The sequence below is a fragment of the Pseudonocardia wallangbongensis genome, assembly GCF_054486945.1.
The window spans coordinates 313,942-328,076 of sequence record NZ_JBRERS010000007.1; the positions used below are offsets into that span (position 1 = coordinate 313,942).

Consider the following 14,135-nt stretch of genomic DNA (forward strand, 5'->3'; position numbering starts at 1 on the left):
AAAACTGGAGGACCGCAGTGCAACGTGCCGTGTACGTGCTCGCCCTCGGCATCTTCGCCTTGGTCACGAGCGAGTTCGTGGTGGCCGGGCTCATGCCGCAGATCGCGTCCGGGCTGGACGTCTCGATCCCCCAGGTCGGCTACCTGATCACCGCGTTCGCCGTGGCGATGGCCGTCGGCGGCCCGGTACTGACGGTCCTCGTGATGCGGCTGCTCCCGAGGATCGCGCTGCTGCTGCTCTTCGCGCTCTTCCTCGTGGGCAACGTCCTGGCGGCCATCGCGCCGAACTACCCGGTGATGCTGCTCGCCCGGCTGGTCGCGGGCACCGCGTCCCAGGCGTTCTTCGGCGCCGCCGTGTCCATCTGCGTCGTACTGGTGCGCCCGGAGGTGCGGGGCCGGGCGCTGTCGGTGGTCATGAACGGCCTCATGCTCGGCACGCTGCTCGGGCTGCCGCTCGCCACGTTCGTCGGTGGCGCCCACGGGTGGCGCGCCGCGTTCTGGGCGATCTCGGCGCTGACCGTGGTGGCGGCCCTCTGCACGCTCGGCGGGGTGCCCGCGCTCGAGCGCATCGCGGCCGGCCCGCTGCGCCAGGAGCTGGGGGTGTTCCGGCGCCCGCGACTGTGGCTGGTGCTGTCCACCAGCCTGCTCGTGATCGGCGCGACGTTCTCCGCGTTCAGCTTCCTCAACCCGATCCTCACGGCGGTCAGCGGGTTCGACGCGGGTGCCGTCCCGCTCCTGCTCGTGGCCTACGGCGGCGCCACGGTCGTGGGCAACACGATCGTCGGGCGCCTCGCCGACCGGCACGCGCTCGCCGTGCTGCTCTGCGGGCTCGGGCTGAACCTGGTCTTCCTCACCGGGTTCGCCCTGTTCGCCCACGTCGGCGCGGCGGCGGTGGCGTGCATGCTCGGGATCGGGCTCGTCGGCGTCACGATGAACCCGGCGATGGGCGTCCGGGTGCAGCGGGCCGGGAACATCGGGCCGCTCGTCAACACGATCCACGGCTCGTTCATCACCGGCGGGATCATCGTCAGCTCGGCCGTCGGCGGGCTCTCGATCGACGGGTTCGGCCTGCGCGCGCCGCTGTGGCTCGGGGCGGGACTCGCGGTGCTCGGGATCCTCACGCTGCTGCCCGATCTCGCCCGCAGGGCCGCTCCGGAGGTGCGTCAGTGCCAGGTCGTGGCGTGAGCGTCGAAGAGTTCGGGATCGCTCTCGACGGGCAGCACGCACACGACGTGACCTCCGGGCACGCGCAGGATCCGGCACTCCAGCCACCGCCCGACCTGCTCCGCTCCGAGCGCGAGCAGGCGGGCGGTCTCGGCGTCGGGGTCGTCGGACTCGATGTCGAGGTGGATGCCCGGCGCGTCGTCGACGGCCTGGACCGCGGTGACCAGACCGGGGACCGCGCCCCGCAGCGAGGTGAACTGCGGGTGGTCCGGGAGCGGGCGAGCGGGCACGCCGAAGGCGGCGGACCAGAACTCCCCGGCCCGGGCCGCCTCCTCGGGCGGGGTGTCGATGATGACGGCGTAGACACGGCTGCGGTGCATGCGGTTGATCCTTCCCGGTCGCGCCGGTAGCTTCGTCCGGGTGACTGCCGGGTCGGCCATGGGCCATTCACGGACGGGGCACCCGGCCGGGGCGTGACGCCCCTGCGGGCGCGGAGCCCGCCGCTTCTCACGAACTCCCACACCCATCGGACTTCGTGAGAAAGGATCGATCAACCCGCATGCCCCTCGCACTCCAGCAACAGGTCATCGACGAGTTCCGCGCCAACGGCGGCCAGGTCGGTGGACCGTTCGAAGGCACCCGCCTGCTCCTGCTGACCACCATCGGGGCGCGGTCCGGCGCGCCGCACACCGTGCCGCTCGGCTACCTGCCCGACGGCGGCGAGCAGTTCCTCGTCATCGGTTCGGCGGGCGGGTCGCCGCACCATCCGGCCTGGTTCCACAACCTCGTGGCCCAACCACGCGTCACGGTCGAGGACGGCGTCTTCATCGCCGACGCGCGCGCCGTAGTACTGGAGGACGCCGACCGGGACCGCGCCTTCGCCCGTGCTGTGGCTACCGATCCGGGCTGGGCCGCGTACGAGGAGCGGTCCGGGCGCGTCCTTCCCGTGGTCGCGCTGCGGCCGCTGCCCGGTCCGCCCCGGTACGCCCGGGGATCGGCGGTCTCGGGTGCCACGCTCACCCGGGTCCACGACGCGTTCCGGCGCGAGCTCGCCCTGATCCGCGCCGAGGTGGCTGCGACCGGCACGAGTGTGGGCGTGCAGCTGCGCATGAACTGCCTGACCCTCTGCGCGGGCCTGCACAACCACCACCTCGGCGAGGACGGCGCGCTCTTCCCGCTGCTCGCGGCGCGGCGGCCAGACCTGGAGCCCACCCTCGACCGCCTGCGGGTCGAACACGAGCGGATCGCCGCGCTCGTCGCGCAGCTGCGGGCCGCCGTCGACGGGGCCGCGGACCCGGTGCGGCTGCGGCGCGAGGTCGACCGGCTCACCGGGGAGCTCGAACAGCACCTCTCGTACGAGGAGGAGCAGCTCGTCCCGGCGCTGGACGCGGTGGTTCTAGGCTGAGCCGGTGACGGGGGACGTGCTGATCCGCCAGCTCGAGTACCTCGTCGCGCTGGCCAGGGAACGCCACTTCGGCCGGGCCGCGCGGGCGTGCCACGTGAGCCAGCCGGCCCTGTCGGCGGCGATCCGCAGGCTCGAGCACGAGCTGGACGTCCCGATCGTGCTGCGCGGGCAGCGCTTCGGCGGGTTCACCCCCGAGGGCCAGCGCGTCGTCGGCTGGGCGCACCGGATCCTCGCCGAGCGCGACGGCCTGCGCACGGACGTGGACCGGATGCGGAGCGGCCTGTCCGCCACGCTGCGGATCGGCGCCATCCCCACGGCGGTGCCCGCGACACCGCTCATCACGGCGCGGTTCGAGGCCGCCCACCCGCGGGCGCGGGTGCGGATCGAGGCCCTCTCGTCCCGGGAGATCGCGCGGCGGCTCGCCGACTTCGAGCTCGACGTGGGCATCACCTACCTCGACGACGAGTCGGCGGCCTCGCTGCGCGTGGTGCAGCTGTACTCGGAGCGCTTCCTGCTGCTGATGCCGGCCGACAGCCTGCTCGCCCGCGAGCGGGTGGTGGAGTGGGCCGCGGCGGCGGAGCTGCCGCTGTGCGCCCTCACCCCGGACATGCGCAACCGGCGGATCCTCGACGCGACGATGGCGACGGTCGGGGCCCGGCTGGCACCGGTGATGGAGACCGACAACGTCGGCGCGCTGTACGCGCACATCGCCAAGCGGGGCCTCTCGAGCATCGTGTCCCACGCCTGGGTGCACGCGTTCGGCGTGCCGGTGGGCAGCTGCGTGCGCCCGCTCGCGGAGCCCAACCCGCACCCGCCGGTCGGGCTGGTCGCGTTGCCGCGCGAGCCGCCGTCGATCCTCGTGGACGCCGTGTGGACCGCGATGGAGGGCACGGACCTGTCCGCCGATTTCGAACGGTCGCTCGCGGGGGCGCTCGAACAGTAGTTCGCTTCTTCCACGGGGTTGTCCACAGGGTGTGGAGAGCGGTGCGTGAGGATGGGTGGCATGACGAGCGTCCGCTGGGGAGTGGTGGGTCCGGGCCGCATCGCGGCGAAGGTCGTGCGGGACTTCGCGCACATGCCCGATGCCGAGGTGGTGGCGGTGGCGTCGCGGTCGGCCGAACGGGCCCGGGCGTTCGCCGACGCGAACGGGATCGTGCGCGCACACGGCTCGTACCGCGCGATCCTCGACGACGCCGACGTGGATGCGCTCTACATCGCCACCCCGCACCCCCAGCACCGCGCGGTGGCGCTCGCGGCGATCAAGGCGGGCAAGGCCCTGCTGGTCGAGAAGTCCTTCACCGTCACGCCCGCCGCCACCAGGGAGATCGCGACGGCGGCCCGCGATGCCGGGGTGTTCGTGATGGAGGCGATGTGGACCCGCTTCCAGCCCGCCGTCGTCCGGCTGCGCGAGCTGATCGCGGACGGTGCGATCGGCGAGGTCCGCGGCGTGCAGGGCGAGCTCGGCGTGAACGCCCCCACCGATCCCCTCGACCGGTTCTACAACCCCGCGATCGGCGGCGGTGCCCTGTTCGACCTGACGGTCTACCCGGTGTCGTTCGCGCAGATGGTGCTCGGCACCCCGGACACGGTGGTCGCGCACGGCGTCCTCGCGCCGTCGGGTGTGGACGTCGAGGAGGCCGTGCTGCTCGGGTGGGCCGACGGGCGTACGGCGTCGCTCTTCACGTCGTTGCGCTGTGCCACGCCGGGGCAGATGCGGGTGTTCGGCACCGGCGGCTGGATCGACGTCCTGCCGCGGTTCCACCACCCGGACACGATCGTGCTCCACCGCGCGGGCCGCGATCCCGAGGAGATCACCCGCCCGCACACCGGCGGCGGGTACGTGCACGAGCTGCGCGAGGTCACCGACGGCGTACTGGCCGGGCGGACGGAGAGCGCGGTGATGCCGCCGGCCGACACGATCGCCGTGCAGGACGTGCTCGGTGCGGTGGCCGATCAGCTCGGCATGCGGCCACAGGAAGGTCCGGCCGAGCTCGACGGCTGAGCCCGGCGTCAGGCCCGGTCGCGCCAGTTGATGGCCTCGCATGCGGCGACCACGGGCCATGCGACGACGGCGCCGGCCACCCAGACCGGACCGCACGCGGCCACGGCGAGCGGACCGCGGGCGTGCAACGCGCGCAGGTCGCGCCGGAGCGCTGCGGTGACGGCGGGCCCTTCGAACCCGGCGAGCAGGATCAGGAGGATCGCTCCGACCACGACGTAGGCCAGCAGGATCAGTATCGCGATCAACGGGCGGTCTCCATGTGGGACGCGGCGGCCAGGATCGCCGCCGCCAGCGCCCGTGCCTCCTCGGGGGTGTCCAGCGTCCGGCCCGGGACCACCAGGATCCCGCCGCCGAGCAGGTGGACCCCACCCGCCCACGTCAGCTTGTACGGGGCGTGCTCGGCGTACCCGGCCGGCCGGATCGACTCCGGCAGTTCGACGATCGCGCGGACCGGCTCCTGCGGGCGATCGTCGCCCGGCCGGCGCAATTGGGTCACCCGGCTGCCCTTGGCAGCAGCCCCACCGAGCAGGGACTGCAGCAGCTTCCGCCTGCGGATGCGGCCCGGCGCGGGATCGGGGTGGGGGGAGCCGCGTCGGGGGAGAGCGTGGCACCCCTCGGCCGTGCGACCCGGCCGTGCGCTGCGGGTGCGGGCATCGGAACTCCGATCGGGATCGGGATGCGACGGGTCCGCCCCGCCGCAGGGGACGCTGCGGAGCGGCCGGTCCGTCGGGCGGCGGGTGGCCATCACGCCGCCCGGCGGACGTCGGTGGCGGGGCCTGCAAGGGACGAGAGCACCTGGCGTACGACCGCACGCCGGTCGTCCTCCTGCTCCGGCGACCCCCAGTCGATCAGGGCGGCGATCCGGGCGACGAGATCCGGGTCGCCCGGATCGACCGGCCCCGTGACGGGGAGGCGGACGATGCGGTAGCCCCTGGTGTCCAGCCAGGACGCGATGTGGGCGGGCGCCAGGGTGGCGGGCGCCTTGTTCGTGCCGTTGGCCAGGAAGTAGTCGGTCATCGCGCTGCCTATCACTGCCGCGGTGTCCACGGCTCACAGGATGGCGCGCCGGTGACCGGCCTGTCGTCAGGGCTCGCGGCCATCTCCGGTACCGGCTGGCTGGAACGCCGCGCTCACCGTGAGCCTCACCTTCCGGCTACCTTCAATGTGCACCGCTGACGCCGCTGCGATCCTGATCGCGTGGGGCGGTGCATGATCGTGGACGACAACGAGCGATTCCTCGCGGTCGCCCGGGATCGCCTCACGCGCGACGGCCTCGACGTCGTGGCCACGGCCACCTCGCAGAAGGAGGCCCTCCAACTGGTGGAGGACCTGCACCCGGACGTCGTACTCGTCGACATCAGCCTCGGCGCCGAGAGCGGCTTCGAGGTCACCCGCCGCCTCGTCGAGGACTTCCCGGACCTCGAGGCCCGCGTCGTCCTGATCTCCACTCGCGATCAGGACGACTTCGCCGATCTGATCGCGGCGAGCCCGGCCGCCGGCTTCCTGCCGAAGAACCTCCTCTCCGCGCGCGCCGTCTGCGACCTGGTGAGCGTCACGGACTGCTGATCGTCGCTCCGACCCGATAGCGTCTTTCCGGTGCGGGCCTGGGTTGCGCCCGCACTGCGCCGCTTGCCCGGCGGGGTGCTCGCAGGCGCAGTGCTGGCCGTCGCGTGGTGGGCGGTCCGCGCGCGGCTCGACGAGCACGAGTCGGCGCGGCTGTCACAGGAGCAGGCGGCGCTGCGGCGCGTGGCCACGGTCGTCGCGCGCGGAGCGCCGGCCCAGGAGGTGTTCGCCGCCGCCGCCGACGAGGTCGCCGCGGTGCTCGGGGCCGACGTGGCGTGCCTCATCCGGGCGGACGTCCCGACGATGGTGGCCGCGAGCGGCTGGGACGACGCACCGATCGGCGCGGTGCTCGACAGGTACCCGGAGCTGCGGATGTTCTTCGAGCTGGGCGAGCCCCACCGGGTGGACGACCTCTCCCGGGTCCCCCACGAGGCCCAGGTTCTGGAGGGCTCGGGCGTCCGCGGGCTCGTCGCCACCCCCGTCACGGTCGACGGGCGTTTCTGGGGGGTGCTCGTGGCCGGGTCGCGCAGCGGGCCGCCGCCGGTCGGTGCCGAGCACCACCTCGTCCAGTTCACGGAGCTCGTCGGCACCGCGATCGCGAACACGGAGAGCCGGGCGGAGATCCTCCGGCTGCTGGCGGAGCAGGGCGCGCTGCAGCGGGTGGCCACCCTCGTCGCCACCGGGGCGTCCTCCACGGAGGTCTCCCGGGCGGTTGCCCTGGAGGTCCGCGGCCTGCTCGGGGTGGACGAGGCCGTGGTGAGCCGCTTCGAGCCCGACGGCGGCGCCGTCCTGCTCGTCGGGATCGGCGACAACATCGAGCAATGGCCGCCCGGCACGCACGTGGCGGGTGACGACATGTACACGGTGTCCGAGGTGTGGCGGACCGGGCGTTCCGCGCATTTCGACGCCGACCGGTGGCAGCAGGACGACGGCCCCGTCGCGGCGAGCCTGCGCCGGATGCGCGTGCGCTCGGTGGTCACCTGCCCGGTGACGGTGGAGGGACGGCTCTGGGGTGCGGTGACCGCATGGTCGAGCGGGATCTCACTGCCCGACGACACCGAGCACCGGATGGCCCGCTTCACCGACCTCGTCGCGATGGCGATCGGGAACGCGGAGAACCAGGCCAAGCTGGCCGCGTCGCGGGCCCGGATCGTCGCGGCCTCCGACGAGGCCCGGCGGCGCATCGAGCGGGACCTGCACGACGGCGCCCAGCAGCGGATCGTCTCGCTCGGCCTCGAGCTGCGCCTCGCGCAGGCGGGCGTGCCCGACGGGCTGCCGCAGGTGCGGGACGGGATCGCCCGGATCGCCGACGCTCTCGCCGACGTGCTGGACGAGCTGCGCGAGACCGCGAGGGGGATCCACCCGGCGATGCTGTCCGAGGGCGGGCTGCAGCCGGCCCTCCGCACGCTGGCGCGGCGGGCTCCGGTGCCGGTCGAGCTCGAGGTCGCCACCGACGCCCGGTTCCCGGAGCCGGTCGAGGTGGCGGCGTACTACGTGGTGTCCGAGGCGTTGACCAACGCGGCGAAGCACGCGAGGGCCTCGCACGTCGCCGTGGCCGTTTCCGAGCGGGACGGCGACCTTCGGCTGTCCGTGCGCGACGACGGCGTGGGCGGGGCCGAGCCCCAGGGCGGGTCCGGCCTGGTCGGCCTGCGCGACCGGGTGGAGGCGCTGGGCGGGACGATCGAGGTCCAGAGCCCGAGGGACGGCGGGACGAGCCTGGTGGTCACCCTGCCGGCCGTGGACGGGCAGGACCCGATCACCGCTTCTCGAGGTAGGTGAGCACCGCGAGCACCCGGCGGTGGTCGTCGTCGGTGTCGGGCAGACCCAGCTTCGTCAGGATGCTGCGCACGTGCTTCTCGACGGTGCCCTCGGTGATCCACAGCCGCCGGGCGATCCCGGCGTTGGACTTCCCCTCGGCCATGAGGGAGAGCACGTCGCGCTCCCGCTCGCTGACAACGGCCAGCGGGTCGTTGCGCTTGCGGGCGGTGACCAGCTCCTGTACGAGAGCGGGGTCGACGACCGAACCGCCCCTGGCGATCCGCTCGAGCGTCTCGATGAACTCGGTGACGTCGCTGACCCGGCTCTTGAGCAGGTAGCCGATCCCCCGCCCGCTGGCCAGCAGCTCCATGGCGTGGTCGACCTCGGCGTGCGCCGACAGGACCAGGATCCCCATGTCCGGCCGGTCCCGCCGGATCTGCTTCGCCGCGTCCAGCCCCTCGGTCGTGTGGGCCGGCGGCATCCGGATGTCGACGATCGCCAGTTCCGGCTCGGCGTCATGCACCAGCTCCAGGAGTTGGGCGGCGTCCCCGGCCTGTCCCACGACCTCGAACCCGCTCCGATCGAGCAGGCTCGCCAGTCCCTCCCGGAGCAGGACGTCGTCATCGGCGACGACAACCCGCACCGCGGTCATGACGCGATTATCGGTGTCCGGAGCGGCACTGCCCACACTGAGGGCGTGCTCATGTCCATTTGGCGACACCTCGCTGCTCCGTCCGGTTATGCCGTAGCCGGTTCATCCTGCTCCCGTCGCGCGACGAGGGCGGTCAGCGCGGCGGCCACCAGGCAGGCGGCCGCGCCGAGCGCAAGGCCGGCCCGGCCACCGAAATGCTGGCTGACGAAGCCCGCGATCGGGCCGCCGATGGGCGTCGAACCGAGGAACGCGACGGCCCAGAGCGCCATGACCCGGCCGCGCATGTGCGGTGCCGAGGTCAGCTGCAGCGTGCTGTTGCCCGTGGACTGGAAGGCGACGCTCGCGGCGCCGACGAGGGCCATCCCGAGCAGCGCGAATGCCAGGCTGGGCGCGAGCGCGGTGGCCAGCATCGCGAGGCCGAACGCGCCGGCCGCCGTGGCGAGGGACCACAGCCCGGTGCGGCCCCACGCGGCCATGCACAGTCCGCCGATCACCGCGCCCACGCCCATGGCCGCCGTCAGGAACCCGTAGGTCCTGGCGTCGCCCGCGAACGTCTCGCTGGCGAAGATCGGGAGCACCACCTGGAACTCGAAGGCCAGGCACCCGATCAGTGCCATCGTCAGCAGGGGCACGGCGAGTGCGGGGGTGCGGCGGACGTAGTCGAAACCCTCCCGCAGCTGGCCGGGCGCGCGGGGGGTGGGCGTGGTCGGGGTGAGGGCGGTCAGGTCGAGCCGCAACAAGGAGCTGATGACCGCGACGAAGCTGGCCGCGTTGAGCAGGAAGCAGACGGCCATGCCGCCGGTGGCGATCACGATGCCCGCGATGGCCGGCCCGACGGCGCGGGACACGTTGGCCAGCACGGAGTTGAGGCTGACGGCGTTGCGCAGGTTGTCCGGCCCGACCAGCTCGAGCACGAAGGTCTGGCGCGCCGGGTTCTCGAAGCTGCTCACCGTGCCCAGCACGAAGGCGAGCACGTAGACGTGCCACAGCTGCACGGCGCCGGTGGCGGTGAGGACACCGAGGATCGCCGCCTGCGTGCTCATGACGACGAGCAGGCCGATCAACAACCGGCGCTTGCCGATGCGGTCGACGACCACGCCCGCGTACGGGCCGAACAGCAGGACCGGCAGCGTCTGCAGGGCGACGACGAGCCCCACCGCGGTGGCCGAACCGGTGAGCTGCAGGACCAGCCAGGACTGGGCGATCGTCTGCATCCACGTGCCCGCCAGCGAGACGGCCTGGCCGCCGATGAACAGCCGGTAGTTGGGGGTGGAGAGGGAAGCGAAGGTCTGGCGGCGTAGCGCGTCGAGGGGGGCGAGCGCCCGCTCGCCGATCAGTGTCATCCGGTCTCCATATAGTTGCTTGCCAATAGGCAACTATACGCCGTTATCGGGCCGCCGGCCCTGTGCTCCCGCGCACGACCAGATGGGTGGCGAGCTCCACACGCGGTGGCGGGCCCGGGATGCCGTTCCCCGCGTCGAGCAGCAGCCGCACCGCTTCGGCCGCCATCCGGGCAAGCGGCTGGCGCACCGTCGTGAGCGGCGGCGTCGCCAGCTCGCTGAACGCGATGTCGTCGAACCCCACGATGCTGAGGTCCTCCGGGATGCGCAGCCCCCGTGCCGCTGCCTCCTGGTAGACCCCGAAGGCCTGCATGTCGGATCCCGCGAAGATCGCGGTCGGTGGCTCGGGCACGTCGAGGACGGCGCGGGCGCCTTCCTTGCCCCCGCTCGTGCAGAACTCGCTGAAATGGACGAGCCGCTCGTCCACGGGGATCCCGGCCCGGCCCAGCCCGGCCCGGTAGCCCTCCACGCGTTCCTGGCTGCACGCCAGCTGCGGGCGGCCGGAGAGCGCGGCGATCCGGCGGTGGCCGAGCGCGAGCAGGTGCTCGACGGCGGAGAGGCCGCCCGCCCAGTTCGTGGCGCCGACCGTGGCGAACGACGGGTCGCTGCCGCCGACCGGGTCGAGCAGCACGACCGGCGTGCGCAGCGCCGCGAGCTGCTCGACCGCCTCCGGAGCCGCCTCGCTGACCACCAGCACGAGGCCGTCGGAGCGCCGGGTGGCCAGCCGGTCGAGCCACTGCCGGTCGCCGGCGGGAGACCGCCCGGTGGAGGTGATGACGATCTGGCTGCCGACCTTGCGGGCCTCGGCCTCCGCGCCGCGCAACACGTCCACGGCCCACGGGGAGTCGAGACCGGGCACCGCCATGTCGATCAGGCCCACCGGCCGCTGGGTGCCGGACGCGCGGCGCTGGTAGCCGCGGTCGGCCATGATCTGCTGCACGCGCCGGCGGGTGCCGTCCGCGACGTCGGCCCGGCCGTTGAGGACCTTCGACACGGTGGGCACCGACACGCCGGCGGAGGCGGCGATCTCGGCGATCGTCACGCGACGGCTGGTCATGGCATCAAGGTCCTCCCGCAGAAACTTTCGACGTTCGTGCTCCCGCCGTGTGCGGCTTGACGGGCCGCAAGGCCGAACCTACCGTCATCGCCGCGAATCGCAAATGTCGGAAACTTTCGGTCTCGGAGGGAACGTGTCCATCAGAACCGAGGCCTCCTCCCGGGTCGCCGAGCTCATCGCGCGCATGACCCTGGAGGAGAAGCTCGCCCAGCTGGTCGGGCTGTGGGAGGGGCGTGGGGGCTCCGGTGCGGGCGGCGACGTCGCACCGATGCAGGACGCGATGCAGGCCGACGACGCCGGCTTCGAGGCGTTCGCCGCGCACGGGCTCGGGCAGCTCACCCGCCCGTTCGGCACGGCGCCCGTCGAGCCGGTGGCCGGTGCGCGGGCCCTGGCGGCCAAGCAGCGCATGCTGGTCGAGCACACCCGCCTCGGGATCCCCGCGCTCGTGCACGAGGAGTGCCTCACCGGCCTCGCCGCCTGGAAGGCGACGACGTTCCCGGCGCCCTTGTCCTGGGGCGCGAGCTTCGACCCCGCCCTCGTCGAGGAGATGGGTGCGGCAATCGGGGAGTCCATGCGGAGCCTCGGGGTGCACCAGGGGCTGGCCCCCGTGCTGGACGTCGTGCGCGACGCCCGCTGGGGCCGTGTGGAGGAGTGCATCTCCGAGGACCCCTACGTCGTCGGCACGATCGGCACCGCCTACGTGCGCGGCGTGCAGTCGAGCGGCGTCATCGCCACGCTCAAGCACTTCGTCGGCTACTCGGCCTCGCGGGCCGGGCGCAACCTCGCCCCCGTGCACGCCGGGCCGCGGGAGGTGGCCGACGTGCTGCTGCCGCCGTTCGAGATGGCCGTGCTCGACGGCGGTGTCGACTCGGTCATGAACTCCTACGCCGAGATCGACGGGCTGCCGGTGGCCGCCGACGCCGCCCTGCTCACGGGCGTGCTGCGGGACCGGTGGGGGTTCGGCGGCACGGTGGTGGCCGACTACTTCTCGGTCGCGTTCCTGCACACGCTGCACCGGGTCGCCGGCGATCTCGGCGACGCCGCCGCGCAGGCCCTTGCCGCGGGCATCGACGTGGAACTGCCCACCGGCAACGCCTTCCTCGGGCCGCTGGCGCAGCAGGTGCGCTCCGGCGCGCTGCCGGAGGCCGTCGTCGACCGCGCGGTCGAGCGGGTCCTGCGCCAGAAGGCGCGGCTGGGCCTGCTCGACCGGCAGCCGGACGACTACGCCGAGGTGGGCGCCATCGACCTCGACCCGCCCGCGCACCGCGCGCTGGCGGCCAGGCTGGCCGAGGAGTCGGTGGTGCTGCTGTCCAACGACGGCACCCTGCCGCTCGCGGCGCCGGCCCGGGTGGCCGTCGTGGGCCCGAACGCCGACGACACCGCGGCGCTGTTCGGCTGCTACAGCTTCCTCAACCACGTGCTCGCGCTGCACGACGGCGTCGAGCCGGGTCTGGAGATCGCGAGCGTGCTGGACGCGGTGCGGGCCGAACTGCCCGCCGCCGTCATCACGCACGCCCGTGGCGCGGGCGTCGACACCGACGACACGGGTGGCTTCACCGAGGCGGTCGCGGCGGCGCGGGCCGCCGAGCTGTGCGTCGCGGTCGTCGGCGACCGGGCCGGTCTCTTCGGCCGCGGCACCTCCGGTGAGGGCTGCGACGCCGACTCGCTCGACCTGCCCGGCGTGCAGCGCGGGCTCGTCGAGGCACTGCTGGAGACCGGCACCCCCGTGGTGCTCGTGCTGCTCACCGGCCGCCCGTACGCCCTCGACTGGGCGCTGGAGCGGTGCGCCGCCGTCGTGCAGGCGTTCTTCCCGGGGCAGGAGGGCGCCGCCGCCGTGGCCGGCGTGCTGTCCGGACGGGTCAACCCGTCCGGCCGGCTGCCGGTGAGCATGCCGCGCTCCGTCGGGGCCCAGCCCTACAGCTACCTGCACCCGCCGCTTGGCGGGGCGAGCTCGGTGAGCAACCTCGACACCGCCCCCGTCCGCCCGTTCGGCCACGGGCTGTCCTACACGACGTTCGCCCACACCGACCTGCGGCTCGCGGCGGCCCAGGTGCCCACCGACGGAGCGATCCTGGCGACCTGCCGCGTCACGAACACCGGCGACCGGTCCGGTGCCGACGTCGTCCAGCTCTACGCGACCGACCCCGTCGCCTCCGTGACCCGTCCGGTGGTGCAGCTGCTCGGGTACGCGCGCGTGCACCTCGAACCCGGGCAGAGCGCCGACGTCGAGCTCGACGTGCCCACCCACCGCCTGGCCTTCTCCGACCGGCGCATGGTGCGGGTGGTCGAGCCGGGCGCCGTGCACCTGTTCGTCGGGCGCAGCTGCGCCGACCCGGTGCTCGAGGCGGAGGTGGAGCTGACGGGCCCCGTGCACGAGGTCTCCACGGCCGACCGGCGAATCGTGCAGGTAGCGGTTACGCGCTGAGTCACGCACCTCCTGCGGGATAGAACTGCCGTTCAGGACCGTGGAACCGGTGGGGTTGCTCCTCACCGTCCCGGAACCAGACGACGGGATGGCGGGTGCCCAGCTCGGCGAGGGCGAACCGGGTGACCGATGCCGACGTGATGCGGAAGTCCCGGGAGCGGTCCATCGCGTAGGCGCGTGCGTCGGCCTCGGATCGAAAGATGATCTCCACCGCTCCCGACTCGCCGGGCTTCGTGACGTGGACGGTGAAGAGCGGCTCAGAGGGGTCGCGGGGTGGCATGGCCCTGGACGCTAGGAGGTCTCGGAGGCTATGCGAAGGGCGGACGGCCGTCCCGCCGACACCGTCGTGGACGGCGCCGGGAAGACGCTGCTGCCCGGGCTGATCGACGCCCACACCCACGCCGTCGACGGCAGCCTCGCGCAGGCACTCGCCTTCGGCGTGACCACGGAGCTGGACATGTTCAGCCTGCCGTCGAACCTGGTCCGGCAGCGGCGGCTCGCGGCCGAACACGACGACGTGGCCGACATCCGGTCCGCCGGCATGCTGGCCACGCCCCCGGGTGGGCACCCGAGCCAGCTGCTCGACGCCGCCGGCGAATCGGCGCGAGCGGCGTTCGGCGACGACCGGTTCGAGTCGATCAGCGACCCGGGCGAGGCGCGGGCGTTCGTCGAGGCCCGCCTCGCGCAGGGCGTCGACTACCTGAAGATCGTCGTCGACGACGGCGCGACGGGCGGGTCTCGGGAATGCGGAAACGCTCGCGGCGGCCACG

General features: G+C 73.4%; 15 protein-coding genes. 7 read left to right on the forward strand and 8 right to left on the reverse strand.

The features are described 5' to 3' along the window. Window positions 1-17: 17 nt before the first annotated feature. Window positions 18-1,184: an MFS transporter gene (locus ACU436_RS26110; protein WP_459029571.1), complete on the forward strand. Its 1,167-nt coding sequence runs from the start codon at window positions 18-20 to the stop codon at window positions 1,182-1,184. Here the strand turns inward: ACU436_RS26110 and ACU436_RS26115 are convergent. Next, window positions 1,163-1,543, reverse strand: coding sequence for a VOC family protein (locus tag ACU436_RS26115; protein WP_459029572.1), 381 nt, complete (start codon window positions 1,541-1,543; stop codon window positions 1,163-1,165). The genes ACU436_RS26110 and ACU436_RS26115 overlap by 22 nt on opposite strands. Before the next feature lie 179 nt (window positions 1,544-1,722). Between ACU436_RS26115 and ACU436_RS26120 the strand changes: the two genes are divergently transcribed. The 3 genes from ACU436_RS26120 to ACU436_RS26130 are packed head-to-tail and all read left to right on the forward strand — an operon-like array spanning window position 1,723 to window position 4,570. Continuing rightward, window positions 1,723-2,568 (forward strand): nitroreductase/quinone reductase family protein, encoded by an 846-nt coding sequence (locus tag ACU436_RS26120; protein ID WP_459029573.1) that lies wholly within the window; start codon window positions 1,723-1,725, stop codon window positions 2,566-2,568. Between the two features lie 4 nt (window positions 2,569-2,572). Continuing rightward, the gene (locus tag ACU436_RS26125; protein WP_459029574.1) at window positions 2,573-3,511 is read left to right on the forward strand and encodes a LysR family transcriptional regulator; all 939 of its coding nucleotides are present in this window, start codon (window positions 2,573-2,575) and stop codon (window positions 3,509-3,511) included. A gap of 60 nt (window positions 3,512-3,571) precedes the next feature. Further along, window positions 3,572-4,570 carry a Gfo/Idh/MocA family protein gene (locus ACU436_RS26130; RefSeq protein ID WP_459029575.1) on the forward strand — a complete coding sequence of 333 codons (999 nt, stop codon included), beginning with the start codon at window positions 3,572-3,574 and terminating at the stop codon, window positions 4,568-4,570. Between the two features lie 8 nt (window positions 4,571-4,578). Here ACU436_RS26130 and ACU436_RS26135 read toward each other — a convergent pair whose 3' ends face one another. The 3 genes from ACU436_RS26135 to ACU436_RS26145 form a co-directional block, all read right to left on the reverse strand. Then, window positions 4,579-4,815, reverse strand: coding sequence for a hypothetical protein (locus tag ACU436_RS26135; RefSeq protein WP_459029576.1), 237 nt, complete (start codon window positions 4,813-4,815; stop codon window positions 4,579-4,581). Next, on the reverse strand, window positions 4,812-5,066 hold the full coding sequence (locus ACU436_RS26140; RefSeq protein ID WP_459029577.1) for a hypothetical protein: 255 nt from the start codon (window positions 5,064-5,066) through the stop codon (window positions 4,812-4,814). Before ACU436_RS26140 ends, ACU436_RS26135 begins: the two co-directional genes overlap by 4 nt. A 248-nt stretch (window positions 5,067-5,314) precedes the next feature. Then, window positions 5,315-5,617, reverse strand: coding sequence for a hypothetical protein (locus ACU436_RS26145; protein WP_459029578.1), 303 nt, complete (start codon window positions 5,615-5,617; stop codon window positions 5,315-5,317). 162 nt (window positions 5,618-5,779) lie between these two features. Here ACU436_RS26145 and ACU436_RS26150 point away from each other — a divergent pair, with 162 nt between their 5' ends. Continuing rightward, window positions 5,780-6,136 carry a response regulator gene (locus ACU436_RS26150; RefSeq protein ID WP_459029579.1) on the forward strand — a complete coding sequence of 119 codons (357 nt, stop codon included), beginning with the start codon at window positions 5,780-5,782 and terminating at the stop codon, window positions 6,134-6,136. A gap of 30 nt (window positions 6,137-6,166) precedes the next feature. Continuing rightward, window positions 6,167-7,912: a sensor histidine kinase gene (locus tag ACU436_RS26155; RefSeq protein ID WP_459029580.1), complete on the forward strand. Its 1,746-nt coding sequence runs from the start codon at window positions 6,167-6,169 to the stop codon at window positions 7,910-7,912. On the opposite strand, the gene ACU436_RS26160 is transcribed toward ACU436_RS26155, so the two are convergent. From ACU436_RS26160 to ACU436_RS26170, 3 genes are all read right to left on the reverse strand, one after another. Continuing rightward, window positions 7,890-8,543 carry a response regulator gene (locus tag ACU436_RS26160; RefSeq protein ID WP_459029581.1) on the reverse strand — a complete coding sequence of 218 codons (654 nt, stop codon included), beginning with the start codon at window positions 8,541-8,543 and terminating at the stop codon, window positions 7,890-7,892. The genes ACU436_RS26155 and ACU436_RS26160 overlap by 23 nt on opposite strands. A gap of 86 nt (window positions 8,544-8,629) precedes the next feature. Next, window positions 8,630-9,886, reverse strand: coding sequence for an MFS transporter (locus tag ACU436_RS26165; protein WP_459029582.1), 1,257 nt, complete (start codon window positions 9,884-9,886; stop codon window positions 8,630-8,632). A gap of 43 nt (window positions 9,887-9,929) precedes the next feature. Next, the gene (locus ACU436_RS26170; RefSeq protein WP_459029583.1) at window positions 9,930-10,940 is read right to left on the reverse strand and encodes a LacI family DNA-binding transcriptional regulator; all 1,011 of its coding nucleotides are present in this window, start codon (window positions 10,938-10,940) and stop codon (window positions 9,930-9,932) included. 133 nt (window positions 10,941-11,073) lie between these two features. On the opposite strand from ACU436_RS26170, the gene ACU436_RS26175 reads away from it, so the two are divergent. Next, window positions 11,074-13,365: a beta-xylosidase/alpha-l-arabinosidase gene (locus ACU436_RS26175; protein ID WP_459029584.1), complete on the forward strand. Its 2,292-nt coding sequence runs from the start codon at window positions 11,074-11,076 to the stop codon at window positions 13,363-13,365. Window position 13,366: 1 nt separating this feature from the next. Here the strand turns inward: ACU436_RS26175 and ACU436_RS26180 are convergent, their stop codons facing one another. Beyond that, window positions 13,367-14,134, reverse strand: a complete 768-nt coding sequence (locus tag ACU436_RS26180) for a hypothetical protein (protein ID WP_459029585.1) — start codon at window positions 14,132-14,134, stop codon at window positions 13,367-13,369. Window position 14,135 lies beyond the last annotated feature (1 nt).